This window comes from Helicobacter pullorum NCTC 12824, assembly GCF_017979475.1.
GTDB lineage: Bacteria > Campylobacterota > Campylobacteria > Campylobacterales > Helicobacteraceae > Helicobacter_D > Helicobacter_D pullorum.
Window position 1 is genome coordinate 23,728 of the sequence record NZ_JAERIT010000009.1, and the last position, 26,146, is coordinate 49,873.

At 32.5% G+C, this 26,146-nt stretch carries 38 protein-coding genes and 2 tRNA genes; 28 read left to right on the forward strand and 12 right to left on the reverse strand.

All coding sequences use genetic code 11. The annotated features are described in order from the left end of the window. Window positions 1-111 precede the first annotated feature (111 nt). Window positions 112-1,338 carry a PBSX family phage terminase large subunit gene (locus JJQ98_RS06905; RefSeq protein ID WP_151105113.1) on the reverse strand — a complete coding sequence of 409 codons (1,227 nt, stop codon included), beginning with the start codon at window positions 1,336-1,338 and terminating at the stop codon, window positions 112-114. A gap of 205 nt (window positions 1,339-1,543) precedes the next feature. Then, on the reverse strand, window positions 1,544-2,119 hold the full coding sequence (locus tag JJQ98_RS06910; RefSeq protein WP_054198726.1) for a hypothetical protein: 576 nt from the start codon (window positions 2,117-2,119) through the stop codon (window positions 1,544-1,546). A 637-nt stretch (window positions 2,120-2,756) separates the two neighbouring features. On the opposite strand from JJQ98_RS06910, the gene JJQ98_RS06915 reads away from it, so the two are divergent. Beyond that, window positions 2,757-2,915 carry a hypothetical protein gene (locus JJQ98_RS06915; protein WP_170252222.1) on the forward strand — a complete coding sequence of 53 codons (159 nt, stop codon included), beginning with the start codon at window positions 2,757-2,759 and terminating at the stop codon, window positions 2,913-2,915. Window positions 2,916-3,179: 264 nt separating this feature from the next. On the opposite strand, the gene JJQ98_RS06920 is transcribed toward JJQ98_RS06915, so the two are convergent. The 5 genes from JJQ98_RS06920 to JJQ98_RS06940 are packed head-to-tail and all read right to left on the reverse strand — an operon-like array spanning window position 3,180 to window position 5,644. Further along, the gene (locus JJQ98_RS06920) at window positions 3,180-3,707 is read right to left on the reverse strand and encodes a hypothetical protein (RefSeq protein WP_054198725.1); all 528 of its coding nucleotides are present in this window, start codon (window positions 3,705-3,707) and stop codon (window positions 3,180-3,182) included. 35 nt (window positions 3,708-3,742) lie between these two features. Further along, window positions 3,743-4,573, reverse strand: coding sequence for a hypothetical protein (locus tag JJQ98_RS06925; protein WP_151105112.1), 831 nt, complete (start codon window positions 4,571-4,573; stop codon window positions 3,743-3,745). A 4-nt stretch (window positions 4,574-4,577) separates the two neighbouring features. After that, window positions 4,578-4,766 carry a hypothetical protein gene (locus tag JJQ98_RS06930; RefSeq protein ID WP_054198723.1) on the reverse strand — a complete coding sequence of 63 codons (189 nt, stop codon included), beginning with the start codon at window positions 4,764-4,766 and terminating at the stop codon, window positions 4,578-4,580. Window positions 4,767-4,775: 9 nt separating this feature from the next. Next, entirely contained in the window at window positions 4,776-5,024 is a 249-nt protein-coding gene (locus JJQ98_RS06935; RefSeq protein WP_054198722.1) for a hypothetical protein, read from the reverse strand. Next, window positions 5,024-5,644 carry a LexA family transcriptional regulator gene (locus JJQ98_RS06940; protein ID WP_151105111.1) on the reverse strand — a complete coding sequence of 207 codons (621 nt, stop codon included), beginning with the start codon at window positions 5,642-5,644 and terminating at the stop codon, window positions 5,024-5,026. Before JJQ98_RS06940 ends, JJQ98_RS06935 begins: the two co-directional genes overlap by 1 nt. A 538-nt stretch (window positions 5,645-6,182) precedes the next feature. On the opposite strand from JJQ98_RS06940, the gene JJQ98_RS06945 reads away from it, so the two are divergent. The 20 genes from JJQ98_RS06945 to JJQ98_RS07040 all read left to right on the forward strand — a co-directional run bounded on the left by JJQ98_RS06945 (window position 6,183) and on the right by JJQ98_RS07040 (window position 15,151). After that, on the forward strand, window positions 6,183-7,781 hold the full coding sequence (locus JJQ98_RS06945) for a class I SAM-dependent methyltransferase (RefSeq protein ID WP_151105110.1): 1,599 nt from the start codon (window positions 6,183-6,185) through the stop codon (window positions 7,779-7,781). Next, window positions 7,782-7,934: a hypothetical protein gene (locus JJQ98_RS06950; protein ID WP_170252221.1), complete on the forward strand. Its 153-nt coding sequence runs from the start codon at window positions 7,782-7,784 to the stop codon at window positions 7,932-7,934. Next, window positions 7,918-8,697 carry an antA/AntB antirepressor family protein gene (locus JJQ98_RS06955; protein ID WP_151105109.1) on the forward strand — a complete coding sequence of 260 codons (780 nt, stop codon included), beginning with the start codon at window positions 7,918-7,920 and terminating at the stop codon, window positions 8,695-8,697. Before JJQ98_RS06950 ends, JJQ98_RS06955 begins: the two co-directional genes overlap by 17 nt. 2 nt (window positions 8,698-8,699) lie before the next feature. Further along, complete coding sequence (locus JJQ98_RS06960) at window positions 8,700-8,837, forward strand: hypothetical protein (RefSeq protein WP_155462874.1); 138 nt, start codon at window positions 8,700-8,702, stop codon at window positions 8,835-8,837. Then, window positions 8,831-9,037, forward strand: coding sequence for a hypothetical protein (locus JJQ98_RS06965; RefSeq protein ID WP_054198719.1), 207 nt, complete (start codon window positions 8,831-8,833; stop codon window positions 9,035-9,037). Before JJQ98_RS06960 ends, JJQ98_RS06965 begins: the two co-directional genes overlap by 7 nt. 1 nt (window position 9,038) lies before the next feature. After that, the gene (locus JJQ98_RS06970) at window positions 9,039-9,851 is read left to right on the forward strand and encodes a lambda exonuclease family protein (RefSeq protein ID WP_151105108.1); all 813 of its coding nucleotides are present in this window, start codon (window positions 9,039-9,041) and stop codon (window positions 9,849-9,851) included. Further along, a complete protein-coding gene (gene ssb, locus JJQ98_RS06975) occupies window positions 9,851-10,306 on the forward strand; it encodes a single-stranded DNA-binding protein (RefSeq protein WP_151105107.1) in 456 nt (151 codons plus the stop codon). Before JJQ98_RS06970 ends, ssb begins: the two co-directional genes overlap by 1 nt. Window positions 10,307-10,321: 15 nt before the next feature. Then, a complete protein-coding gene (bet, locus tag JJQ98_RS06980) occupies window positions 10,322-11,080 on the forward strand; it encodes a phage recombination protein Bet (protein ID WP_151105106.1) in 759 nt (252 codons plus the stop codon). A gap of 1 nt (window position 11,081) precedes the next feature. After that, a complete protein-coding gene (locus tag JJQ98_RS06985; RefSeq protein WP_151105105.1) occupies window positions 11,082-11,603 on the forward strand; it encodes a hypothetical protein in 522 nt (173 codons plus the stop codon). Then, window positions 11,569-11,913, forward strand: coding sequence for a RusA family crossover junction endodeoxyribonuclease (locus JJQ98_RS06990; protein ID WP_151105104.1), 345 nt, complete (start codon window positions 11,569-11,571; stop codon window positions 11,911-11,913). Before JJQ98_RS06985 ends, JJQ98_RS06990 begins: the two co-directional genes overlap by 35 nt. 22 nt (window positions 11,914-11,935) lie before the next feature. Next, window positions 11,936-12,346: a hypothetical protein gene (locus JJQ98_RS06995; RefSeq protein ID WP_151105103.1), complete on the forward strand. Its 411-nt coding sequence runs from the start codon at window positions 11,936-11,938 to the stop codon at window positions 12,344-12,346. 287 nt (window positions 12,347-12,633) lie between these two features. Beyond that, window positions 12,634-13,071, forward strand: a complete 438-nt coding sequence (locus JJQ98_RS07000) for a hypothetical protein (protein WP_151105102.1) — start codon at window positions 12,634-12,636, stop codon at window positions 13,069-13,071. 11 nt (window positions 13,072-13,082) lie between these two features. Then, on the forward strand, window positions 13,083-13,490 hold the full coding sequence (locus tag JJQ98_RS07005; RefSeq protein ID WP_151105101.1) for a hypothetical protein: 408 nt from the start codon (window positions 13,083-13,085) through the stop codon (window positions 13,488-13,490). Beyond that, window positions 13,477-13,761, forward strand: a complete 285-nt coding sequence (locus JJQ98_RS07010; RefSeq protein WP_151105100.1) for a hypothetical protein — start codon at window positions 13,477-13,479, stop codon at window positions 13,759-13,761. The genes JJQ98_RS07005 and JJQ98_RS07010 overlap by 14 nt, the downstream gene beginning before the upstream one ends. A gap of 3 nt (window positions 13,762-13,764) precedes the next feature. Beyond that, complete coding sequence (locus JJQ98_RS07015; protein ID WP_151105099.1) at window positions 13,765-13,974, forward strand: hypothetical protein; 210 nt, start codon at window positions 13,765-13,767, stop codon at window positions 13,972-13,974. Between the two features lie 9 nt (window positions 13,975-13,983). Further along, window positions 13,984-14,280 carry a hypothetical protein gene (locus JJQ98_RS07020; protein ID WP_151105098.1) on the forward strand — a complete coding sequence of 99 codons (297 nt, stop codon included), beginning with the start codon at window positions 13,984-13,986 and terminating at the stop codon, window positions 14,278-14,280. Further along, window positions 14,280-14,462 (forward strand): hypothetical protein, encoded by a 183-nt coding sequence (locus tag JJQ98_RS07025; protein WP_151105097.1) that lies wholly within the window; start codon window positions 14,280-14,282, stop codon window positions 14,460-14,462. The genes JJQ98_RS07020 and JJQ98_RS07025 overlap by 1 nt, the downstream gene beginning before the upstream one ends. Then, on the forward strand, window positions 14,449-14,655 hold the full coding sequence (locus JJQ98_RS07030) for a hypothetical protein (protein WP_151105096.1): 207 nt from the start codon (window positions 14,449-14,451) through the stop codon (window positions 14,653-14,655). Before JJQ98_RS07025 ends, JJQ98_RS07030 begins: the two co-directional genes overlap by 14 nt. 10 nt (window positions 14,656-14,665) lie before the next feature. Further along, on the forward strand, window positions 14,666-14,938 hold the full coding sequence (locus JJQ98_RS07035; RefSeq protein WP_151105095.1) for a DUF6378 domain-containing protein: 273 nt from the start codon (window positions 14,666-14,668) through the stop codon (window positions 14,936-14,938). Next, on the forward strand, window positions 14,939-15,151 hold the full coding sequence (locus JJQ98_RS07040; protein ID WP_054198840.1) for a helix-turn-helix domain-containing protein: 213 nt from the start codon (window positions 14,939-14,941) through the stop codon (window positions 15,149-15,151). It abuts the gene before it with no gap. 241 nt (window positions 15,152-15,392) lie between these two features. Here JJQ98_RS07040 and JJQ98_RS07045 read toward each other — a convergent pair whose 3' ends face one another. Then, window positions 15,393-16,028 carry a Crp/Fnr family transcriptional regulator gene (locus JJQ98_RS07045; RefSeq protein ID WP_151105094.1) on the reverse strand — a complete coding sequence of 212 codons (636 nt, stop codon included), beginning with the start codon at window positions 16,026-16,028 and terminating at the stop codon, window positions 15,393-15,395. 148 nt (window positions 16,029-16,176) lie between these two features. Here JJQ98_RS07045 and JJQ98_RS07050 point away from each other — a divergent pair, with 148 nt between their 5' ends. Together JJQ98_RS07050 and JJQ98_RS07055 are read left to right on the forward strand one after the other, a co-directional pair. Next, the gene (locus tag JJQ98_RS07050) at window positions 16,177-16,671 is read left to right on the forward strand and encodes an NAD(P)H-dependent oxidoreductase (protein ID WP_054195824.1); all 495 of its coding nucleotides are present in this window, start codon (window positions 16,177-16,179) and stop codon (window positions 16,669-16,671) included. Window positions 16,672-16,967: 296 nt separating this feature from the next. Beyond that, on the forward strand, window positions 16,968-17,399 hold the full coding sequence (locus JJQ98_RS07055) for a cupin domain-containing protein (RefSeq protein WP_065826640.1): 432 nt from the start codon (window positions 16,968-16,970) through the stop codon (window positions 17,397-17,399). A gap of 141 nt (window positions 17,400-17,540) precedes the next feature. Here the strand turns inward: JJQ98_RS07055 and ftsZ are convergent, their stop codons facing one another. The 4 genes from ftsZ to nusA all read right to left on the reverse strand — a co-directional run bounded on the left by ftsZ (window position 17,541) and on the right by nusA (window position 22,831). Next, complete coding sequence (ftsZ, locus tag JJQ98_RS07060; protein ID WP_151105093.1) at window positions 17,541-18,701, reverse strand: cell division protein FtsZ; 1,161 nt, start codon at window positions 18,699-18,701, stop codon at window positions 17,541-17,543. A 21-nt stretch (window positions 18,702-18,722) separates the two neighbouring features. Continuing rightward, window positions 18,723-20,129, reverse strand: a complete 1,407-nt coding sequence (ftsA, locus tag JJQ98_RS07065) for a cell division protein FtsA (protein WP_005023513.1) — start codon at window positions 20,127-20,129, stop codon at window positions 18,723-18,725. A 35-nt stretch (window positions 20,130-20,164) separates the two neighbouring features. After that, entirely contained in the window at window positions 20,165-21,634 is a 1,470-nt protein-coding gene (locus tag JJQ98_RS07070) for a peptidylprolyl isomerase (protein ID WP_151105092.1), read from the reverse strand. A 78-nt stretch (window positions 21,635-21,712) separates the two neighbouring features. After that, complete coding sequence (gene nusA / locus JJQ98_RS07075; RefSeq protein ID WP_054198642.1) at window positions 21,713-22,831, reverse strand: transcription termination factor NusA; 1,119 nt, start codon at window positions 22,829-22,831, stop codon at window positions 21,713-21,715. Window positions 22,832-23,014: 183 nt separating this feature from the next. Between nusA and JJQ98_RS07080 the strand changes: the two genes are divergently transcribed. From JJQ98_RS07080 to JJQ98_RS07100, 5 genes are all read left to right on the forward strand, one after another. Beyond that, complete coding sequence (locus JJQ98_RS07080; RefSeq protein WP_054198643.1) at window positions 23,015-23,605, forward strand: HP1233 family protein; 591 nt, start codon at window positions 23,015-23,017, stop codon at window positions 23,603-23,605. 71 nt (window positions 23,606-23,676) lie between these two features. Continuing rightward, window positions 23,677-23,754: transfer RNA gene (locus JJQ98_RS07085), tRNA-Met, on the forward strand. Window positions 23,755-23,757: 3 nt separating this feature from the next. Then, window positions 23,758-23,834 (forward strand) — tRNA-Arg (locus JJQ98_RS07090). A gap of 140 nt (window positions 23,835-23,974) precedes the next feature. Continuing rightward, window positions 23,975-24,820: a pantoate--beta-alanine ligase gene (gene panC, locus JJQ98_RS07095; protein WP_151105091.1), complete on the forward strand. Its 846-nt coding sequence runs from the start codon at window positions 23,975-23,977 to the stop codon at window positions 24,818-24,820. A gap of 122 nt (window positions 24,821-24,942) precedes the next feature. After that, complete coding sequence (locus JJQ98_RS07100) at window positions 24,943-26,130, forward strand: DUF455 family protein (RefSeq protein WP_151105090.1); 1,188 nt, start codon at window positions 24,943-24,945, stop codon at window positions 26,128-26,130. The last annotated feature ends 16 nt before the right edge of the window (window positions 26,131-26,146 follow it).

The window sequence follows — 26,146 nt, forward strand, 5'->3', positions numbered from 1 at the left end:
GCATTATACACCTAAAATACGAAACATCAAAATATAATCAAAAGCTATTAAATTTATTATCACTTTATTATAGAAAGCTTTTCAAAAGTTTTTAACAAAACTCTAAAAATATTACCAAGCACCCTCGATTTTTTGGTAATTGTAGAGTGAGCTTTGTGGATTTTGTGGTTTAGCACTTGTATAAATGGCATAACGAATGGCATCAAGAGCGTGATTATAAGAATCAATAGGTTTATCTTGCATTTTTCCATTTTTGTCCTTATCCCAAGTGTAATTCTGTATTTCTCTAATCACATTCACACTATTTTTTGTGATATTTAAGCGGTATTTTTTAACTTCATTGATTCCATCAATAATGCTTTTCTTTGCTTCTCTTACCCTAAATCCTGCCCTTTTAAATTCCTCTATTTTATCAGGTTCTGCAGTTTCAAAAAAACCAATGAGCTTACTCAAATAAAAATGCTCTCTCTTTAAATAATCAATCACATCTCCGCTTGTATATCCACTTTTATAAAACACTTCATCAATAAATACTTCATTATAATAAAATCCCACTTTTATAATAGCAGTTGGGTCGTTAAACCCAAAATCCACTCCATAGATTACCATTTGTAAATCATCAGGGAATTTATCTACAATCTTATATTTTTCATATACAAGCCCCTCTAAATTTCCCCATTCACCCAAACAATAAATCTTATAATAGCTAGGATTATTCTCTTTTAAATCCTCCAAAGTTTTTTTATACACATCATCTAGGAATCTATTATCAAGATAGGTTGTTTTCAAAATGCTTGTATCTTCGCATTCTTTATCAAAAAATCTCTTTTTTAACCAATGTTCTGCACTAATGGGATTAAAACTAATCATTATTTGCTTAGGATTTTCTGTGATTCCTCTAAGCCTTAAATCTAATTGTGTGAAATCATCAAAACTTAACTCGCTCGCTTCTTCAATCCAAATGCAAGTAATTCCATCAATAGATTTAATTTTTTCAGGGTCATCGATACCTTTAAACAAAATCTCATTATTGTTTATTGTGCAAATTATGCTCATATCGGATTTATTAATCTTGAAAAAATCCGATAATCCCCAAGAATTAATGTAGGAATTGATTAAAGAAAAGCAGGAATTACGCAAAGTGTTTGCTACTTTTCTAATCACTAGGATTTTATGCCCTTTTTCAAGTAAGATTTTATAAATTATTTTTTGCCCTACAAATCTACTTTTACCACTTCCAGCACCACCATAAAAAACCTCATATCTTTTTGTTCCATTATAATAAGGGATATATTTCTCATTTGTAACTTTCTCAATACCTCTTAAGTCAATTACCATTTACCCACCTTTTGATTCTTTTTTAAGTCGTCATTTTTGACGATAGCCTCTAAACCCCCTATTTATCAAGCTTACAAAATATAAACCATTTAATAGTTGCAATTTTTAGCATACCTTTACCCTTGCCCACTTCAAAAAAACCTCTCAAATCGCTTCCTACAAATTAAAACAATCTTAAATTATAGCTTTTGTCCCTTTTTGTCCCTTATTTTTCTATTTTGTCCCCAAATGGAGCAATAACCTTAACTTCATTTGCACCGATTACTTGTTGCATTTGTGGTGCAAATCTTGGATTAACTTTTAAAGTCATTGAGGCTTTATCTGCCAAATCCGCAATATCTCTCAAATCTCTAGGCGTTAGCTCTTCCTCTACTTTCTCTAAACTCTCCCCCACAGCAACCCCATTGCTAACTTTAATGTGCTTTCTAATTGTCCCTTTCTTAAGCAGAGATTCAGCCCTCTTAAGTGTGAGAATAGAAACATTATTCACAAGTTCTCTCTTTTCTGCCTCATTTAATGCAATGGAATCTAGCAATCTAAACTTATCATAATAGTTTCCATTTTCTTTTTGCAAATCCTGCTTGATTTTTTTCTCTTGCTCTTTAATGGTTATCTTTGCTTCCACATAATCTTTATATTTTCCTTGCTCCCAACCCTCCCTTTTTGCAATTCTTGCTAAATTAGATTTAGAGATTCTTAAATCTCTAGCAATGGAATTGAGACTTTGCCCTGTTTCATATTTTGTTCTAGCTTCAAAATACACACTCTCACTAAGTGCCATTTATACCCCTTAAATTTTTCTTAAATTATACCATAATTTGCAGTTAATAGAAGCATTAAAACCCATAAAATAGGGATTTTTTAAGCTTTTTCAAAAAGAGCAGAATCCACCCCTTTTTCAAGTTCCATATTTATTAAAGAAACTTTTTAAAGGCTTCGCCCAAGCTAAATTTAATCCATTTTAAAATATCGTTTTTGTCCTCTTACCACACCAACATCAATGCGTTAGTAAGCATTACCCCTAATTTTTAAAAAATCTATTTTTAAAGAAAGGACAAAAATCATTATTTAAAAAAGCTCTTAACTCTAAAAGCCTTTAAAAAGATTCTTAATAAAAATGCTATTTATAAATGGGAGCTTTCTTTGCGAGAATGAAATTTTATCGATAGATAAAATAAATTGAGCAAAGATTTTCTAAATGTGAGATTAAATTTCGATTTGTGAGAAATTTAAGCGTAGCAATTGAGAAAATTGCGAAAGCGATTTTAACATTTTTTTTAAATTTGTCAAGGGCAAAATAATAAGCTAAAAATAAATATATAATTCTAATTAATTCTAATCATTTCATAATGTTTCAATTCTGTTCAAAAAAATTTTTAAAAAATTTTTGTTATAATTTTAGAGTTTAAAGGATTAAGATGTTAGAGTTATTAAAAAATATAGGTCTTGGTCTTTTTGTTAATGGTAATTATGCGTTGCTTAGTGGGAGTGTTACTCCAAACAATATCTACATTGTAATTGGTAGTATCTCATTAATGGCTTTCTGCATTTACGCACAAAAAAGGATAGATAAATGATAGGCGAATATATTGTAAGCGGTTTTTTAACCATTTGTTTAATTATTGCAGGTTATCAAGCATACAAGGCTTATAAGATAGACAAAAGCAAAAAGCACAAAAAAGCCCATTAATTATAGCTTGATTCTAGGTCGTCATTTTTGACGACTAAGATTAAAACTCCAACTATTTCCATTTTGGAAATAATCACTCTCACTTCCCACCAAAGCAGGATTTATCTAAGGTCGTCATTTTTGACGATAGGAGATTGAAGTAGATTTTACTCTACAATCTTTCTTCCAAAAAATTTCTAAGAAATTCGTAATCTACAAAGTTATCGATATTTTGTCTATAAACTGCTTGGATAATAGCTTTAATAGATTTTTGGACTTCGCCCTCTGGGCTATATAGCATTTTATTTGCTTCAAAATAAGCTTCTATTTCATCTTTGCTTTTCAATTCTATTGCACTTCCTCTAATTTCGAGTGTTTCTAAATTAATTAAAAAACCTTTGTAGCTAATAGTATCCTCATCTATTAAATCAAATCTTTCATTGTTTATTGTATTTTCTATGAGATTAACTATAAAGAAATCAATCAAGATATTTTCTAAATTGATGATTTTCTTTTTTATTTCTTCTGCAGGAGTATTTTCTGTAATAGAATCTAAAATACACTCATAATTTGTGCCGTGCAAATGTCCTAAATTGTCATAATAAAGAATCTTCCCATTTTCGCAAACTGCCATATTCTCATCAAACAAAAAGATTTTTTCATCGTATTGTGTTTTTTGTGGAAGTATGATTAGTTTCATTTTTTACACTCCTTATCCATTAAAATCATTTACAATTAGTAATATTTACCCTTTTTGTATTTGTAAAACTCAACCACAGGTATTGCCATTGTTATTATTGTCCATAAAATAGTAATTGTAGCTAGATTTATGTTTTGCTCAAAAGCTTGTTGTGGTATATTCTCAATAAGCCTATTAATAATGCCAAACAAAAAATACAAATAGATTCTTTTAGTCTTATAAAGGAATTTAAACCCACAATAAAGATACAAAGCAATAAATGGGATATTAATAAAAAGCAAAGGCTCCATAAATGCTGCTATAAAAACAAATACAAGCCCTATACAAGATATTACCAATATAAGCTTAGAAACCGATTGCCAAAATGGATTAGCACTTACAGGATATTCTCTAAGCTCTATCTTTTCTTGCTCCACAGGCTCTATCTTTTCTCTCTCCACAGGCTCTATCTTTTCTTTCTCCACCTCTTGTATTTTTAATATAAACTTTCGCCTATAATCCCCATAAAGCAAAATCGGAATCGCAAGATTTAAAGCTAAGCCTACAAGAAGCAATACAACATTATTTCTCAAACCATCATATACAAACAGTGTAGAAATAATAGTTACAAGTGGCATTAAGCCAATCAAAATCTTATCCTTATTTGTAAGCTCCACCCCTTTTTTCTCTTTTAAAAACCCTCCATAAAGCCAAAACACAGCAAATTCAATAATCAAAAGAATAACCCAATACCAAAAAACAAACTCTACTCTATCATTATGGAATCTTCCTTCTTGATATGTGTTATTTACATAAAAAGCAAATATAATCCCAATATAAACAATATTTATTACCGCCAATACCCTATTAATAAAGCTAATTTTCATAAAATCACCCCGCTATAAAGATAAAATAAGGCCACACAATAGCTTTTAGTGTAGCAATAATCTCGCCAAAGAAAAGCCAAGCCAAAAAACCATTTTCATTTGCATACAAAAAATTAAAATATGTTGCCATTATCATCACTGATAACCCATACAACGCTAACAATATACTTACAATCGCTTCAGTAATTTTCATTATAACTTCCTATCTTAAGATTCTCTCTACATCGCAAGTGCTACCATTTTCAAATATCAACTTATCGCTATATCCATACCCCTCATACTTTAAAATAGCTTCATCGCCATAAGCATATTCAAGGCAATACCTAGTTTTTATATAAATACCCTCAGTAGTCTTATATAAATCCTGTGCTTCCCTAGTGATAAACACCTTGTAAAACTCAGCATAACCAACGCCACACAACAGCAAAAATACAAAAACTATCTTTTTCATTATATCCTCCTATAATTCAATTCATAAACACCAACCACACGCCCAATGATTCTAATTTCTTCCAACTCCTTAATTGCAATGTTAGAATATTCCTTATTATCGCTCACTAGCTCCAAAGGGCGTTTTTTCAGCCTTTTTACAAAGACTTCATCTTGATATTGCACGATATAAATCGCCCCCTCAATGCTTGTGCTATCATCAACAAAAACTAGCATTTGACCCTCTTTAAGTGTAGGCGACATCGAATCCCCAATTACTTGAATAATCCCTATTTTATTAAAGGAAGTAATCCCAAACATTAACGACAATTCCCTTTTTTTAAAGGGTATTAACTCCACTTCCCCTGCAAAGTTTTCAACCCCAAACCCAGCAGAAACTGCAAAATCCTTATAAAAAGGAATATTAACCATTTCAGAATCCTGCGGAGTGGATTCTGTATTTAGGACATTTGTCTTAACTAAGGACTTAATTTTAATATCCCACACAGGTGGAATGCTGTTGCGTTGTATCCATTTATCAAAGTTTTGCTTCTTTGCACCTATTGCATTGCAAAGCTCTATATCCTTTGAAAAACTCATTTCGTCTTTTACCTTATTTATATATTCTCTAACTTCATTCATAATAAATTCCTCCTATTTAATAATATTTTAAGGACATAATAAGGATATTTTAAGGACAAAGCAAATATAATTCCCCTATCAAAAGTTTTTAACTTTTTAATCAATTCCTTTTAAGATTTTAATCAAATCTATTTAAGAAGCAGATTAAAAGTTTTTAACTTTTTTGTTCTTTAACTTATTGATTCCGAGAGAACTAAGGATTACCAAATTAACCTAGTTTTTCTTTTGGTATTTAAATTTTAATAATAGTTACGATAACTATGCTTAAGTGTTATATTAAGTGATGTTATTGCTAACTTTGGTTTCTAATAGCGTGGCTAAGCGTGGCATTAGTTTAAGTTTATTAGCAAACGACAAAAAATAAAATGGATTCCAAGAGAGTGCAAAACAGGCGTTCTAATGAGCGGTTAATTTACATTAGTTTAAGCGGGAGTAATGCGTTCTTTTTTTTAAATCCTTATTTTTGATGAGACTTTTTTCATATTTCATTACTCCCACTTAAGCTAATTAGCTTAAATTTTATCCTAAAGGGGATTAAATGAGTATTCCAAGTTTAATTAAAGATTTAAAAAAGCAGGGGCAAGATTTTGAATTTTACCCCACAACAAGTGAGATGATAAACTGCATTAATGAGCATTTCAAAAGTTTTGGCTCGGATAAGCGTAAGCCTAGTTCTATTTTGGATATAGGGGCAGGAAATGGCAAAGTTTTAGATAGTTTGGATTTTGGAACAAATTTAGAAACCTTTGCTATTGAAAAAAGCGACATTTTGATTAATGAGCTTAACCCTAATACTCTTGTAATAGGCAGGGATATTTTTCAAACTTCTTTAATTGAAAAGGAATTTGATTTAATATTCTCTAATCCACCTTACAGCGAATACGAGAAATGGGCAGATAGAATCATAAGAGAAGCTAACGCAAAATATTTAGTTTTAATCATTCCACAAAGGTGGAAAAATTCTAAGATTATTAGTGAGGCTCTAAAGGCTAGAAAAGGCATTATCAATCAAGAGATTTTAGGAAGCTTTGATTTTTTAGAAAGTGAGGATAGAGAAGCAAGGGCAAAAGTAGATATTTTATTTATCGAGTTTCACTACAAAGAGGATATTTTTCAAGATTTCTTGAAAAATGCCTTTGGCTTAGATTTGGATTCTATTTCAGAATCCTATGCCACAATGGCAGAGAGGCAAGAAGAGAGGGACAGGCTAGAAAACGCTACTAAAGAGGTGGCAAGTAGTGATATTATCGATACACTTTGCAAACTTTACCAAAAGGATTTAAATGAACTTGTAGAGAGTGTTTCAAAACTTAAAGCCATTCACCCAAAAATCTTTAAATCCTTGAACATTGATAAAGACAAGCTTACAAAAAGTATCGCTAATCAATTAAGAGAGTTAAAAGCTCTCTATTGGAGTGAGCTTTTTAACAAGCTAGACACGCTTACAAGCAGGATTATACCCGCTTATAGAAGCTATGTTTCTAGTTTTATTGCAAGTGAAAATGGCATTGAATTTAACAAAGGCAATATCTATGCAATTTTAATATGGGCAATTAAAAATACCAACCATTTTATCCATCAAGGGTTCTTGACACTCTTTGATGATTTTGCAAACAATGAGGCTTTGGAATACAAAAGCAATAAAAAGTTTATTAACAATACTTGGAGATACAATGATGAGTATAAATTCAAAGCCAAAAAACTCGATTATAGGGTGGTTTTGACAAGAAGCGATGGGGGATTGAATGAAAGCCTAAGAGTTTTAGCCAAAAATCTAGGCTTTAAAACTAGCCCTTATTGCTTTAGAGATATGGAGTTTAAAGAATTTTTGGAAAATAGAGGCAGATATTATTTTGCAGAGAGATTCCACGAGCTTAAAAGCAATGGAACTATTATGTTTGATAATGGAGAAATCTTTTTTGAATGGAAAGGCTATAAAAATGGAAATATCCATTTGAAGTTTAATAAAGAGTTTATATCCAAATTTAATATTCAAGTTGGGAGGCTTAGAGCTTGGATAGTTAATAAAGAACAAGCCAAAGAAGCATTCCCTGAAGTCAAAGAAAACCTAATTGATGAGGCTTTTAACCTTAAAACACAAATGGGTTTTAATGAGATTAAATTGTTAGGAGCATAAATGGAAACTCAATTAAATGATGAGGAGATTCTGTTCTCCTTATTAGACAACAAAGATGATGTTTTAGATTGGCTTTTAGATGAGCAATATCAAGAAATGAAATTAAAAGATTTTGTGCAAGAAATTATAAGGAGGTATGGAAGCTATGTGTAGAATCATCATTAACAAACAAAATATAGGTGGAGAGGAAATCAACAGCGTTAATGCTAGAAACTTACACGAAGCCTTAGAGGTTAAAACAGAATTTAGCCATTGGATAAAAAGACGATTAAAAGATTCAATGGCGATAAAGGACGAGGATTACATTGTTTTAGAAGTATCGTCAAATTTGACGACCTTATCGCCAAAAATGACGAAAGCCAAAAAAGACTACATTATTACCACAGATTTAGCAAAAGAAATCTCGATGTTAGAAAAGACAGAGAGGGGAAAGCTAGTAAGAAAACATTTTATAAAAGCAGAAAGGGACTACACCAAAGCTTTAATAGCTAAAAATCCTAAAGGGGTGGAATATCAACTACCTAAAACTTATAGTGAAGCCCTCAGAGCTTTAGCAGATAGCGAGGAAAAGAAAAGCACACTCGAAGCTCAACACAAAAGACTTTTTCTTAGTGATGAGACTTATCCTAGCACCTATTTAGCAAAGGAACTAGGCTTATCCTCCGCAAATCTACTCAATGAAATTTTACATAAAGTTGGGATTATTTTCAAGCAAGGCGATGTGTGGCTACCTTATGCCAAATATTCACATTATGGAATCTTGAGTATCAAAACAGGCAAAGATTTCAAAACCACTTCTAATTGGACTCAAAAAGGTAGAGATTTTATTCTCAAAAATTGGGAAAAAATAAAAGCAAGGTATGATGAAAAAAACAATCAAGAAATACAAGAAATTTCAAAAACTCTAAAGGCTTAAAAATGGAAAAAATAGTTTTTTATAGAGGCTTAAAAGCTACTTATTCAAGCAGATATTACAGCGTTTTTGAGGGGCTTATATGGAGCAGACAAGGTTTAAATGCAAGACCAATAGACACTTTTTTGGGGGTTAAATGTTAAGTATCAACAAAGAAAAAATATTAAAGGACTATGGCTTTATTAGAAACTTTCTAAAAGAAAACAATCTCACAGAAAGTGATTTGCATAACTTGCAAAGAGCATTAAGGGATAACAAGGGACAAAGACTAAACAAAAATGGAAAAATACACAAAACATTTCTAATCATTAAAAAACTAGGATACATACAAGAAAGGAAATAAAATGTTAGATGTTAGACGCACAGATAGAATTACAGGAAGCAGAATCGGAGCAGTTTTAGGACTAAATCCCTATCAAAGCAGAAATCAAGTTTTAAAAGAAATGGTGCTAGAGCATTTTGGAATCAAAAAAGAAAAAAACAATTTTGATATTCAAAGGGGTATTACTTTTGAACCAATCATCATTAATGAATTAGAAAAAAACTCTATGAAAGTGGAGCAAACAGGATTCTTAATTCACCCAAAATATAATTTTTTAGGTGCAACTCCTGATGGAGTAATTAATGATGTTTTGCTTGATGAGAGATTAGCCTTAGAAATCAAAGCACCAAGAAAATTTTATGAGGATATACCGATTTATTATTTTGCACAAATGCAATTAGAAATGGAAGTGCTAGAGGTAGAGCAAGGATTATTCATTCAAGGAATCAAAGGAAGCAAAGGGATAGAAATAAAAAAAGAAAATATCCACAAAACAAACTTCATAGAAGCAAACCTCCCAAGCCTAGAAAGCTTTATGGAGGAATACCAAAGAAGCATAGAATCACAACAAGATTTTATATTAGAGGGTTTAGCAACAGAATGGAAAGACATTAATAGAATGCTAGAAGCTTACACACACAAAAAAGATGAGTTAAAAAAGCAAATCTTAGAATATGTAGGCAACAAGCCTATTCAAACACAGCATTTAAGCATAATCGAAAAAACACGCAAAGGTGGGATAGATTATAAAAAATATTGCAATGATATGAATTTAACAATCCCAAATGATTATCTAAGAAGCGACACCACTTATTTTGAATTAAAGGCAATGTAATGAATAATGTAACACTACTAGGAACGCTAACAAAAGATGTGGAGTTAAGGTATCTACCTAGCGGTAGTGCATTAGCAAATCTAAGCCTAGCCCACAACAAAAGATTTAAAAGAGCAGATGGGGAATATGATGAAAGAGTGCTTTATGTTAAAGCCTCTTGTTTTGGTAAAACCGCCGAAGTGATTAATCAATATTTCAAAAAAGGAAGCAGGATTCTAATTCAAGGAGAACTTGTGTTAAATACTTGGACAGACAACAATGGAAACAACAGACAAGAGCATTCCATTTTAATTGAAAAAATCAATTTTGTTGATAAAAAGAATCAAGAGCAAACAAAACAAGCTCCGCAAGAAACAAAAATAATCTATGAACAAAGCGGAGAAACACAAGTTATTCAAAATAACAATAAAAATACTGCAGTTATTGATATTGGTGATGATGAAATACCATTTTAAAATAAAGGATAAAAAATGAATAATGAAATAATGACAATCGAAAAAAATGAAGTGCTAGAAACTGCAAAAAAATACCTTACAAGCTTAGGTTGCAACATTCAGCCCAAACATCAAGAACAATTTTTAGAAATTTGCAGAAGCTTTAAACTCAATCCTTTTGCTAGGGAAATTTACGCCATACCCTATGGAAATAATTTCAATGTTATTGTAGGGTATGAGGTTTATATTAAGCGAGCAGAGATGAGCGGACAACTAGCAGGGTGGAAAGCTTGGAGTGAGGGAGATGGAGCAGAGTTAAAAGGAGTTGTGGAAATTTACCGCAAAGATTGGAGAGAGCCATTTAGGCACGAAGTTTATTTTAGTGAATACAATCAAAACAATTCTATGTGGAAGAGCAAACCTAGAACTATGATTAAAAAAGTAGCAATAGCACAAGGATTTAGAATGTGCTTTTCTTGTGAGCTAGGCGGAATGCCTTACACCGCAGATGAAATTCCACTAGAGGAAAAGGCAGAGACTTACACAGCACCACAAGCCCCACAAATTGAAACACCAAAAAGGAATCTAGCCTTAGAGTTTTCAGAAAAACTAAAATCAAAGGGCTTAAGCAAAGAGGAAATCAGAAATTTTTGTTTAACTAATCAAATCAAATCAAGTGATGAGGCAAAGCTTCAAACTCTTTTAGATGATGAGGGGGGATTAGATTTGCTAATCCAATCTTTTTTAAAAGAAGAATCAGAAACACAAGAAGTAGAGGCAGAGGAGATATTCTAAAATGACAAGGCAGGAGCTTATAGATGAGTTTGCAAAAAAGTTTTATTCTTTTAATAAGCTTGACTGCCAAGCGTTACAAGAATATTTAGAGCCTTTTGATGAAAAGCAAATCTACAAAATATACAAAGCTTGTGTGAGTGAAAACAGGTTTTTAACATTAAATCTAGTTGCCAATGAATGTAAAAAGCTTAAGGGTTATGAGATTTCAAAATGGGATAAAGAAAGCTTATCCCTCTTTAACAAAGTCGAAGCAGTAATAAGATTCATCAAAGACAATAAAATGGTAGATGATTTTATTGCAGGTAAGGTTTATTTTGCAAAACTCAAAAACAAAATAAACAATGAACCACTTTTTACAAAAGAGGAATTATTAATCTTAAAACAAGTTTTCAATAATCACAAAGGTTTATATTACTGCATTTCACAAGGTGGCAATGAAGAGTATATCCAAAGAGAATTTTCAAAAATATTCTACTTAAGGGGACTTAGTGAAAATAACAATAGAAAATGTCAATCCACCTAGTATTAATCACTATTGGCTAGGCAATGGATACCATAGGTATATCAGCAAAAAAGGAATAGAGTTTAAAAGGCTTTTAGCTCTTAAAGCTAAAGAGGCTGGAGCAAAACTCTCAAACGAACAAATAAAAATGCAAATCATTTGGAGCTATAAAGGCAATAGAAGAAGAGATATTGACAATATTTTAAAACCTATCTTAGATAGCCTAGAGGGCGTTTGTTATCATAATGATACGCAAATAACCACACTGCAAGTGCAAAAGATTTTAGGCACTAAAGATAAATTAGAAATAATAATCACAGAATTAATTTAAATAGAAATGTAAAGGAATAAAAATGGGAAATCGTTGTGTAATTGTGAATCATACAAGAACAAAAGCCATTTATCAGCATTGGAATGGTGGGCGTGATTCAATCGAACCTTTGTTACAAATAGCAAAGGAAGAATACGAATTAAATAAAGATGGCTTTTATTTTGAGCCTTTTAATGCAGTTTTGGAGGTTTCTAAAAAGGCTTTTGACGGAGAGCTTTTAACTTTGGATAGTTACGAAAATATCAAAGTCGGAGATAATGGCGTTTATATCGTTGATGATAATTTTAAGATAATTGGGCGTGAAGATTTCAGTGGAGAGGAACAGGATTCACATAATCCCAAAAGAATGGAGTTGTTTATTTCTCTAAGTTACCATTTGGGAAGAGTGAAAACTGAAGCTATTATGGAAAAGATAGATAAGTATGCTTATTAAAGGTTTTGGCTGGTGGGTATGTTGAATTGAGATTCAATAGGAGATACAAAAAAGGTAAGTTGAATTTTGAATTTATACCTATTAAAGCACCTATTGGGTGTAGCGAAACAGCAGAAAAAATCTTAAATTATATGTTTTCCGAAAGTTGGGGAAACTATTGCATTGTATGAAAACTATTGGAAAAGAGTAGCACCCCTTAGTAAGATTAACTACTCTTTAGAAAATGAAAAGCTCTATCGCAAAAGAACGAATAAAGAATATAAGCCCTTATTCTAGGAGGATATAAAATGAGAATAGAGTTTAATGAAGAGATATTAGAGTATTGTTATAAAGAAAATACAGAAGCTAAAGGTTTTTTAACTTCTTGTAGAGAAATACTAATACCTTATATGCTAAAGAAGCATAAAAATTCTTTAAAAGAATACATATCACTAGGTGATATAGAACTTATTAATACTTTTAGAACAGTTGAAATAAAGGTGTTCAATACTGATAGAGCTATTAAAATTGATAAAGCTACTTTTAAAAATATTGAAAAGGAGCTTATACAGCCTCTTTATAATAGCTTAAAAAACTTAAATCTTAAATATGCACTTAAAATTGGATGCTATTTATATATAAATGTTAAAGGTGAAAGTAGATTTTCAAGTTGTTGGAAAGAACTTAAAATTTCAGATTATGGCTATCAAGCAAGATTTGTTTGTCCTAGCTTAGATATGTATTAAAAGGGTATATAATGAATAAGTATGAAGCAGAAAATTATCTATTAGATAAATACAAATCTCTTATTTATGAGTATTCGGACTTATATGCAAAAGAGCTTAAAGATAGAAATGTTGGCAGAATTAATGTTGCTAGAGCTGTCTTAAAAGCTTTTAAGAATAGAAAGAGCATTTTTGCTTTTGATTTTGTTTTTAATTGGCTTGGATTCTTTGTAATTATATTGATATTCAATCTTATTAGAAGCCCTTATGATGCGTTTAAATTTGCAAATGAATCGGAAAGTTTGGCAGAGGGTTTTAAAGACTATTATTTTATCTTGAAACACTACAAAGAGCTAAGGGCTTTTTATAATCAATTTGTGAGCTTTAAAAAGGAATTCGACAAAGAGAAAGAGAGGGATTTAGATAATGAATGCTATTGAATTAAGAGAAGAGGACTTAAGAAGCGTCCTTTTTAACTTTGAGGAGGCTTTGGAAAAAATAAGCCTATTAAAAGAGGAGTTACCAAAAATGGAATCAAAGCTAAAAAAGATTTTGGAAGATTCTAAGGAAATGGTTACACTTGAAGAATTTGAGAAAAAGCATTTTAAAGGGAATTATTTGAAAGATTTCTCATATCATTTGAATGAAAGTGCTTGTGAATTTTATCAAATATTATCTATTTTGACGAGCGATTATTTTAATAGGAGTTGAATCGTGAAAGATTATATTTTTGAGACTTATATCAATAGTTTAGAGACTAGATTTAAGGATTTAAAAGCTATTACTAGGAAACTTGATAAGGTGGATTCAGATGAAAAAATACAAAAAGCTTTTAGTCAGATCCATATTGAGCTACATAATGCTCTAGCAAGTGTATTGCTATCTTTGGATATTGCTAAAGAAGCGTTTAAAAATAGGAAATAAGGGGATAGTATGGGATATGCAGGTAATGCTTATGCTTTCAAAGATAAGAAAGAGTTAAAGGCATTTAAAAAGAAACACTTAGAATTAAAGGATGAGGATAGAATAGGTTATCTTGGTAGTGATTTCTCTAATCTAATGCTAGATTATTTTGGTTACTCAACAAGTGGTATCTACACATTAACCTATGAACAAGTAGAAGAACTTATAGGTATGGCTGATGGGATTCTTAAAGGAATGCTAAAAGACCTATTACAAGCATTAGATGCTAGTCAATGTAGAATACTTTATGTGGAGGGATATAATTAATGAAAACAGAATTTAAAATTTTTGAAAGTGATTATTTTACTTATCTGTTAGAAGAGGATATAAAAGAATATCAAGAAAAACATAATGCAGAAATTAAAAATGTGGTGTTGATAAGAAATAACGATGATAAAGCTATTATCGGAGTTTTATTTGAAAAGAGGAGTGAAGATGAAAATAAGTGAATTTATAGAGAAGTTGCAAGATTTCAAAAAAGAAAATGGAAACTTGGATGTTGCTATTGAAAAAGCCCCTGACAAAGAAAATTTATACTTTCTTGATATTTGCTTAGAAAAGGTTACTGATTGCGAGGTTTATAGCTGTTATTTTGGTGAAGTTGAGTTGCAAAAAGGCACTGAATTTTTAGGAATATACTAAGGAGTTTAAAATGAATAGCGAAGTTAAAGAGATTTTAGAACAAAGAGGCGAGAGCTATGGGGATTTCAATGCAGTATCAGGCGATTTTTGGAGAATGGTTGAAATAATACAAAAAGGTGATGCGTGGAATGATTTAGACTATAACGCCAAAACTGCATTAATAATGGTGACTATGAAACTAGCTAGAATTATAAATGGTGGCTTACAAAAAGATAGCTTGTTAGATATACAAGGGTATATCGAATTAATCTTGAAAAATAGCGTAGATATTAAGGAGGCTTAAATGACAGAAAAAGAAATATCAAAAATGATTTTTGATAAGTATAATAAACTTTGGTTAAGCAAGAAAGAGACTTGCAGTTTGCTAGGTATCGGCTTAACTACTATTTATCGCATAATGAAAAACAATAAAATCAAGTATTCAAAAGTGGGTAATAATGTAAAGTTTGGCATTGATGATTTAGCAAATTTTATCGTATCCCAAAAGGATACATAAAGGGATACATAAAAAAATTTATGTATCCAAAACATCGTATTTTACGAAGTTAAATATTACAATATTAATCCCTTCCTCTCTGCCATACTTTTATATCCTTTTATTTTTGTTTCCATTCATTCCATAAACTGCGTAAAATACGATGTTTAATCTATCCTATCTATTTCTAGTGATTTCTATTGATTTGCCTTTATGTTATATCAAAAGTATATATGATAGTATAAAATAGATCAAGGGGGATTCACAAAAGCTCTATCATTCCTCTTTTTAATGCGACTTTATTTTGTTTTGCCAAATCTTTTAGCACTCTTGAAACTGCCTCTCTAGCACTCCCAAGTGCATTTGCAATCTCTTCGTGCGTAATATAAAGAATCTTTTTGTTGCATTGATTAGCCAAAGCTATTTCTTGAAGAAACTTCAAGATTCTATCTGCCAAAGGCTCAAAAGCCAAAGAAGTCAGAGAATCAACCACCTTGCTTAATCTTTGTGAAACCAAATCCAAATGAAACTGCTTTGCTTTTGGATACTTTGTGCTTAATTGATTGAAAATTTTGCTTGGCAAAATAAAAACATTTGAAGTTTCTACAAATTCCAAATTCACTTCAAAACTAATATTTTTTAGCATACAAGAAGCCGAAAGAATGCAATAATCTCCCCCATGCAACACAAAAAGATTAATCTCTTTTAGACAAGGCGAGATAATATAAGCCCTAAGCGTTCCATATTCAATCAAAACCAATCCCCTGCACTCATCTTGTGTGCTAAAGATTTTTTGCCCTTTTGCAAAATTTTTGGTATATATGCTTTGTGAATAAAACTCAATATCCTCTTTAGAAACTCCCCATTGTTCCATTAATTCTATTATTTTTTGATACAATTTTGCCCTTTCTATCAAACCTTAAATATATAATTTTACTAAATTCCCCTTACAACTTGCATAAAAATAACAAACTCTAAAAAGAAATTAAGCCAAAAATCAAAAAAGTAATACTATGATAAAACATTACAAACTAAAGGAATTTATTATGAAAACACTAATACTTTTTGCCCACACATTTTGGGAAAACTCCAAAGTCAATAAGGCGTTACTAGAATCACTTAAAGATTCTAATCACATCAAAATCCACAATCTTACCACCACTTATCCTGATGGCAAGATTGACGCAGAAGCCGAAAAGGCACTACTCAAAGAGGCGGATACGATTATCTTTCAATTTCCACTTTTTTGGTTTAGCACTCCAAGCCTTTTAAAGGAATGGCAAGATAGAGTGATGACGGGGATTTTGTATGGGAATGAACCCAAGTTGCTAAATGGCAAAAAATTTGGCATTATCACCACACTAGGCGGAGCAGAATCTAGCTATGATGGACACCATGGTGCAACAATCAAAGAGATTCTACTCCCAATTTACCATAGCTTCAAATATTTAGGATTACAAGAAAAAGAACCTTTTTGTATCTTTAGTGCCAATGCTGCTAACTTGCCATTGCAAGAATACAAGAAATACCTTGATTCATAAATTTAATCCCCTTTTTAAGGGGGCAAATCCAAACTTATCGCTTTTTTTGATTTTCCTCTTGACTTAGACTAACTCTCATCTTTTATAATTGTATTTGTGATTTAACATTTCACAAAATTGCTATTTTCAAATTTGCACCCAAGCAATTTGCGCTAAATTGATTTGCTGCAAAATAAGAGACTTCAAGCCTCAAACACGACTACAAAGGCAATTTAGAAATTTAAATCCCAAAATTACTTTAGGAGACAACATTGAAAAAAATACTCATTTTAACTTTATTTTTAGGGGGTATGCTTATGGCAGCAGATACACAAACGATCACAAGAAATGGCGAATTAGGGAGCTTCAAGGGAGATTCTAAAATCTTTAGTGGCGAAGTCAAAGTTTCTATGCTGTTTAAATCAACATCTTGGAGAGAATTTGGCGGAGGTTTAGTGGAATTTAGCAAAAACGCTAGGAGTGCGTGGCATACACACCCAGCAGGACAAACACTCATTGTTACAGATGGCGAGATTCTTACCAAAATCCCGGGGCAAGCAGCAACCATTGCAAAAAAAGGTGATGTGATTTCTTGCCCACCAAATATTCGACATTTTCATGGAGCAACTGATACAAGCCATGGAAGCCACATAGCCCTCACACAAGAGAAAAATGGACAAAATGTGAATTGGGAAGAGTTGGTAAGTGATGAAGAATATGCTAAAGCACTCAAAGAAGCAAAAAAATAACACAAAAAGGAATCCAAAATATACAAAGAAGAGAAGCGCTAAAAACAAGTGCAAAAGTGCTAGGTGTGGCATTAGCCCTTAATATGCTGGGGGGGGGGATGAAAAGGATTTCCCCTCAAAATAGTTACAAACTAAGTAGAATTAATCCATTTGTCTTCTTAAAAATGCAGGGACATCCAAATATTCTTCATTAGTAAAATCATCACCACTTATCTTTTTCTTTGCACTAAGTAAAGTATTTTGCTGATTGATTCTTTGACTCATATCTTTTGGATTAACCAACTTCAAAGTCGAATTATCATTAGATTCTGCAGAATGAGTTTGAGAAATTTCCTTTTCAAAACCTGTCGCAACAATAGTAATTCTTACTTTATCTCTTTCCAAAGTCGCATCTGTAGTAGTTCCAAAAATCACTTCCGCATCCGAATCAGTGCTATCATAAACAACATCCATTGCATTAGAAATTTCCGCCATTGGATAATCTGGATTAAGATAGAAATGCACCAACACACCTTTTGCCCCACTAATAGACATATTATCAAACAAAGGCGATTCAATAGCAATCTTGATAGCTTCTTTGGCAGCATCTGTCCCTGCGGCTTCTCCAATCCCCATTAATGCTAGTCCTTTGTAGCTCATCACGGTTTGCACATCCGCAAAATCCACATTAATATCCCCTGCACTATGAGAAAGAATCACTCCACTCATACCATTTACTGCACGCACCAAAACATCATCAACAATTCTAAAGCTATCTTTTAATCCTAAATTTTTATCGATGATAGACAACAATTTATCATTTGGAATAACAACAATCGAATCACTCTCCGCTTTGAGCTTTCTATAACCTTCTTCTGCCAATTCTGTTCTTTTTCTACCTTCCCATCTAAAAGGCTTTGTTACAATACAAACCGTAAGCGCTCCTACTTCTTTAGCGGCTTTTGCAACTACTGGAGCTGCACCTGTGCCTGTACCTCCACCAAGTCCAGCTGAAATAAAAACAATATCTGTCCCTTCTAAAAACTTTTTCAAATCCTCATAACTCTCTAATGCCGCATCCTCCCCTACTTGAGGCTTCATACCTGCACCCAAACCTTTGGTAAGCTTTTCGCCAAGCTGTATTCTAACTGGTGCTAAAGATGTGCTAATAGCTTGTGCATCTGTATTTGCCACTGCAAGTTCAATCCCTTCATAAGTCCCAGTACTAATAAGATGACCAATCATATTGCTTCCGCCACCACCAACACCAATTACTTTGATATTTGCACCAAAATTTTGTTTCACTTCCTGAATATCAAACATCTTTCTCTGCTCCTTTTTAAATTAAAACATTTGGGTTAATTTCTGCCAAATTTGAACAAAAACATTATTACTGCGTGGAGTAATTTTTTTAATCTCTGTAATACCGGATAAATCCTGTTTTATATCCGCTGCACTCTTAGGAATACTATTGACTGGATTAATATTTGTAGCAGTCTTATCTTGAAGAGGATTCATTAGATGAATATTTCTATGGAATTGTGCAGTATCATCTTCTAATTTCTCATTACGATAACGAATTCGTTTTTCAGAATCAATTTCATAATTTGTATATTTCCCCGAAGCATACAAAATCAATCCAATTGCCGTAGAACATTCTGGACCTTTAAGATCGGTAAATAATCCATCAATTTCTACCGGTTTTGCAATACGAACTGGCGCAGAAAATAACGCCGAAGCAAGCTCCCTAAGCCCCTCTAATTGCACCATTCCACCAGTCAAAACAACACCACTGCCTAACTGCTCTTTGAGATTGCTTTTCTCTAAAGATTTTTCCAATATCATCAAAGTTTCTTCAACACGGGCATAAACGACATTATGCACAACTGATAAAGAAACTTGATGTTTAGAATTGTCATCGCCACCAATACTCGGTATTTCTATAAGATTTTCAGAATCTTCTTTGGTTTTCAACAAACCACCATATTGAATTTTAACTTGTTCGGCAATAGATTGTGGCGTATGGAGTGCCATAGCCAAATCATTGGTAATATGATTAGACCCAACACCCAAAAAGTCATTGTAACGCAAAGAATTACCCACATGAATCATAAGCTCACAAGTGCTTCCTCCCATATCTATACACGCTACACCTAGATTCTTTTCATCTTCACTTAAAACAGCAATAGAAGAGGCATAAGAAGCAAGCACGATATTTTGAATCTCTATTCCTGCGGATTTAATCGCCTTTTTAAGATTCCCCAAACTAGATTTTTGTGCAGTGATAATCCGCACAGAAACCTCCAAACGACTTCCTGTCATTCCCATTGGATCATCAATAAAATCTTGATCATCTAACTTAAAATTGTATGGCAAAATATGTATTACTTCATATTCATTAGGAATAGTAGCATTATACAAAGCTGTTTGAATCGCTCGATTAATCTCTTTAATCCCAATTTCATTATTTGGAATATTTACCACTCCAGAATTATCAGTGCTTTTTGTATATGCTCCAGAAATAGAAATAATCGCCTTATTATTGTTGGTTCCAGCAACCCTTCTTGCGTCATTAACTGCTTCTTTGATTGCCCTACTTGCCTGTTCAATATTAGTAATTGTCCCCTTTTTCAAACCTTGAGACTTATGAAAACCAGTCCCAATGATATGAGGAATCCCATCTTTACAATTTGCAATAACAGCACAAATTTTTGTTGAACCAATGTCGATTCCTAATATGGTTTGCTCCAATTCCTTTCCTTTATAGCTCGTTTCCATTCTTTTCCTTAGATTTTTCTAACAACTTTATAAGTTTTTGATAAATAATTTAAAAACTCTATTTCTACCAACCTTGATTTAATTTGAGTGCCATTTTGTGTTAAAAAATCTAAATTTTCTTTAATTATAGCAGAATTTTTTACTCTTTGGTCAAAGATTTGGTATAAAATTGCTTTATTTTCCAACAAAATATAACCTTTTTCTTCCTTTTTTGTTGTGAGTATGCGTATAAAATCACTTGCTTCTTCTTTTGTTAGTTCTGCTAATTCTACCTCACTTCCATACCCTATATAGCCAACATTCACGCCTTTAAATGCTCCAAGTTGCTTAGTGGCTTTTTCTTCTAATAATCTTATCTGTTCTGCATTCACATAATCTTCTTTTGCATTTGCCTTTGCTACCTCATAAGTTTGCGGCTGACTTGGAATAATCTTAACCACCTTAGCAGTAATATATCCCTCTTTGCCTTTATTATTTACTCTAATAGGCTTCAAAGTTTCTTGCTCTTTTGCTTGACTTAAAAGGTTAATAAAATCCGCTCCATATTCATCGCTTCCCTCATAAATAGTAGAATCTTTAGCCTCTTGATTCTCCCCTTTGCGTAGAGAAATATATTCTTTAAGCGCCTCCTTTTGTGCTTGTGAATCTCTAAATTTTTCAATTACTTTATCTTTGGCTTGTGCAAATGGGATAATTTGACCATTAGAATCTAAAAATTGATTTTTGAAATCCTTATAATACTGCTCCAAAGCATTTTCCTCTACTGCAATAGAATCCAAAGGTATAAAAATGCTAGAAATCTCATATCCTCTTTGTGTTTGATAAATATCTTTATTATTTTCCCAATATTTTTTAATTTCTTCTTCTTTTGGGGTAAAAACAATGTCTTTTTTATTGATAACTTCAATATGCACCAAATCTTCCATCGAGTATGCAGCACCCAAAGCCTCAATTTCAAGAGGAGTAAGAGGTATATTCAAAAGTGCATCTAATTTTTGAAGCAGCAAACCTTCCTCAATGCCTTCTTCAAAATCTTTTGGCTTTAGTTGGTTGTCCTTTAAGGTTTGTTTATAGATTTGTTCATCAAATTGTCCCTTATTTTGAAAACCCTCAATAGAAGTGATTTCTTGAATAATCTCTTCTTTGCTTACACGCAATCCCAAATCATAGGCATAATTGAGCATTAATGCTTTCACAATCAAATTATTAATTGCTTGCTCTTCAATCCCCATTTTTTTAGCTTGCTCATCATCTAGTGTCCCTCCAACTAGCTGATTGTAAATATTATACAAGCGCGCATATTCGCGTTGCATTTTATCAATAGAAACTTTAATATCCCCGACAACTGCTACTGCATTGCTTGTAGAAGAAAAACTATAACTTCCCCAACCCACAAATCCTGCACCAATAAAAGCAATTGTGCTTATCCAAATTATAACCATTAGGTATTTTTTATGTTTTTGCATAAAGCCTATCATAAGAACCCCAAACTAAAAATTGTTTTAAAATATCATTTTAACGCATAAACCTTTAAAGAATTATGTAAAAAACAAATTTTATCCCTTAAACAAAGAAGAAAGGATATCTAAATCATTTTTTTCATTCTCTTGATGAATATGCTCACTATTTTGAAGATTTCCTGTGCCAATTTCCTTAAGCTCAATCTCATAACCTGTCAGCATAGAAGCCAATCGAACATTAATTCCATTCTTGCCAATGGCTTTTGGTTTTTGCTCATTAGAAATAGTCACAATTGCCCTTTTATCTTCTACCACAACGCTAACAATCAAGGCAGGCGAAAGTGCTCGAGCAATGTAAATTTCTGGCTGCGATGAATACTCGATACAATCAATGCTTTCATTTTTTAATTCTTTAGAAACAGCATTAATACGCACACCTTTTACACCCACAGTTGCTCCCACTGGATCAATTTTGGCAGAATCTGTTTTTAGTGCTACTTTTGCCCTCTCTCCGGGTATTCTTGCACAACTTACAATCTCGACTTCCCCATCTTTAATTTCTGGGACCTCCAACCTCAAAAGCTCCTCAAGCATTTTTGGTGTGGTTCGACTAAGCTCAATGCTAATCCCATTTTGCTTATCAATCCCAACATACTTCAAAATCGCTCCCACTACTTGACCGATTCTAAATTCCTCGCCCTTAATGCGATTTTTCTTTGGCAAAATTGCTCTAACCTCATCAATTTCCACAAAAGTATTTCCAAGATCATCAATTCTCACTACGCTTCCGCTTACAATCTTTCCAACTTGTGCTTTATATTTATCAAATAATTGTGTCTCAATAAGGCGTTGAATCTTAAACTCTAGCTCCCTAAACAAAGCATTAACCGCACTACGATTCATATTTTCCAAACTCAATTCATAACGCAATTCATCACCTACTTTTATTTCGCTATCATGCTTCCTTGCTTCACAAAGCGGTATAAAATGCTCTTTATCTTCTTTTGCATTATCATCATCAGCACAAACACTAATGACTTGATACAAATGTAAAGTTTTATTTTTTTTATCAATTTCTGCATCATAAGAAATATTAGGATCCAAAGTCTGCTTTGCTACTTTAATCACAGATTCTTTAACAACCTCCGCCACACTTTCAATTGGAAGTCCTTTTTCATAAGAAATTCCCTCAATAATATCTAATATCTTCTCCAAAATTTATCCTTGAAAAAATCTTGTAATAAAATGATTTTCTTTCTTGTTGTGATTCTAACTTAAAAATCCTTTATATGGGCTTTATAGATAAATATTTTTATAAACTGCAAAAATGGAATCCTTTTTGCTTGAACAAAATTCTAAAACACTCAATCTAAACAATATTGAAGGAATTGTAAGCCAATGTTAGTCAATCAAAATATGGGAAATTTAAGCGGAATCTTCAATGAAGCCAATCGCTTATTGAGCGATTCAAATAATATCAATTCTATTACTAAATCACAAAAAATCCAACCCACACAACAAGAAAATGAAGAAGAAAATTACCAAAAAGAGCGTATTACCTATGGTATGATAAGCCTAGAGCTTATGAGTGATGAACAATATATGGCTTTTGAAAGAGTAACAGCTGGAATGTCCCCTAATGAAAAAATTTCGGTTGCACAAACTCTCACTAGAGCAGGAAATTTAAGTGCAAGCGTAGAGAGGGTAGAACAAAAAGAAAAAAGTCTGCAAGAAGAATCAAATAGCTCCAAAGATTCTGAAAAGTGGTTTTTGGGAATCACACCAAAGGGTTGGGGGGAAGTTGCTCAAGAATTTCAAGAAAACCTCAATAATCTTGATGGAATCTACACAAAAAACTACAACAAAAATCTAACCTCAAACTATAATGATATTATGCGTAAAAGCCAAGAAGCAAAAACCCAAAGAATTTTGAGAGAATTTTCCCACGCCATTCATTTAGGAAATACTCAAATTGATACCCTAACATAAAAAACAAACTAATTGCATTTTAATGATAATTTAAAATAAAAAGAGTATAATTCCACTTCCTCTTTTGGTATGCCAAGGTAGCTCAGCTGGTTTAGAGCGCTGGTCTCATAAGCCGGAGGTCGGGGGTTCGAGTCCCCCCTTTGGTACCAAATGCGCTCATAGCTCAGCTGGATAGAGCAACGGCCTTCTAAGCCGTAGGTCAGAGGTTCGAATCCTCTTGGGCGTACCACTTTATTCAATCACACTTATCTTTATCCCAAACACAACTTGTAGCATTTTTATATTCTTTATTAATTCTATAAAAGTTTTTTTAGAATCTATTAGTATAATTTTGCCTTTATTTATTCTAAAATATCCAAAAGAGGTTCAATGCAAGTTTTCACCACAACTCAAGAATTACAAAATTTTATCTCCACTTACAAAAAAGAAAATCCAACTAAAACCATCGGATTAGTCCCAACTATGGGGGCATTACACAATGGGCATTTATCTCTTATCCAAGCAAGTCAAGAATCTTGTGATTGCACTATTGTCTCCATTTTTGTAAATCCTACACAATTTGGACCCAATGAAGATTTTGACAAATATCCACGCAAAAAAGAAGCCGATTTAAGTGTTTGCCAAAAAGCTATGGTAGATATAGTGTTTATGCCAAAAATCCAAGAAATCTATCCATTTTCTTGCGAATTTCAAATCACTTTTAATGCACCAATGGCAATGGCAAATATTTTGGAAGGCAAAACGCGTCCGGGGCATTTTAATGGCGTTTTGCAAGTCGTGCATAAATTATTCAATCTCACTCAAGCCAATAAAGCATTCTTTGGCAAAAAAGATGCCCAACAACTACTCATCATTCAACAAATGGTAGAAGATTTGTTTTTGCCAATAGAAATTATACCCTGCCCGATTGTCCGCTCTCAAGAAGGTTTAGCTCTTAGCTCACGCAATGCTTATTTGACCAAAGAGGGCAAAAAAGAAGCACTCAAAATTTCCCAATCTCTAAACACCGCAACAAAAATGATTATGCAAGGAGAAATAGAATCCGCAAAAATCAAACAAGCTGCTTTAGAAACCCTTAAAGGCTTAGAAGTAGAATACTTTGTAATTGTAGATAAACATTTACAAGAGATTCCAAAAATCCAAAAAAATTCCACACTTATTTTGGTGGTAGCAAAAGTCGAGGGGGTTCGCTTATTAGATAATCTCTGGCTTTAGTTAGATTCTTTTAAGCAAAATGGGGATAGAATCATCTCTCCATTAAGTTTTCCGTGTGAAAAGCAACAAGTCTTCTTAAATTTCGCTAAATCTTGCTGCAACTTAAAAAATAGGTTCTTTATATGCAAGAAAAATCTTGTGTTTTTATGGGTGCGATTCCTACAGGTGCGTTATTTTTTATGCGTCTTGAAAACGCATTTTTATTGTCCAACAAGGGTGATATTATCGAAATAATTAGCCAATATGATAATCTAGAAAATGATTTGATTGCATGGTGTAGATTCAAAGGTGAAAATTTCCAAAAAAAATTCTCTCTTAAGAATAACAATAGCACATATTTTGCTTATATAATGCAAAAGCAATCTCCAACAAAATTTACAAAATTCAACCCTGATTCTACACTCTCGCCAATCCATCAAGGACTAGCACCAAATGGCTCTTCAATAGAGCTAGCAAGTCCCAAATATCATTTTCCTTTGAATAACAAAAATGAAATTTGGGGGAATAATTTAGAGCAAATTTATGAAGAATCCAAAAAAATGCAATGGAATGCCACTACAGATATTCTTTGGAGCGAGATTCCTTCATTAGATTCTACTTTAGAATTTGCCACTGCACAAATTATGACTTACCTAACAGAAAATGAGTTTTCAGCACTCTATATTCCAAGTCGATTTTTGGCACAAATTTCCCCATTTTTTACACCCATTCCTTTGGTGCTTTCAAGTATTATCGGCGATGAGGGAAGACACATCGAATCTTTTATCAAAAGAGCCAATGCAACAGGGCTAGGAGTGCAGTATTCCACTCTTACAACACAACAAAGTCTTTATAGTTTGTGGAATGAAAAGGATTATTTTAAATCTAGTTTTTTACTCCATGTAATGGGCGAAGGGACTTTTATTGATCTTTTAAGATTTTTAGAAAAATGTTTTGAAAATCTAGGGGATTTACAAACTGCAAAACTTCTCAACCTAGCAAGACGAGATGAAACAAGACATGTTGCCTATGGAATGAATCATATCAAAAGCACAATTTCACAAAATCCTTCAAAAATAGCCATTCTCAAAGATGCTGTTTTCAAAAGAAAAAATTACCTTGAATCACAAAGCGATGAATCCTCTTTGTTACTTGAATCAATGGCAATTTTGGCTGGAGGAAGTGAGACAAAAATATCAAGCGGTTTTGAATCTGTTTTGGAATTAAAAAAGAAAATGGAAAAAAATCGCACAAAAAGGCTTATGGAATGCGGGATTGATGAAGATTTAGCAAGAGATTTAAGTCGCTCCCATACGCCTAATTTCATGTAATTAAAATTTATGCTAT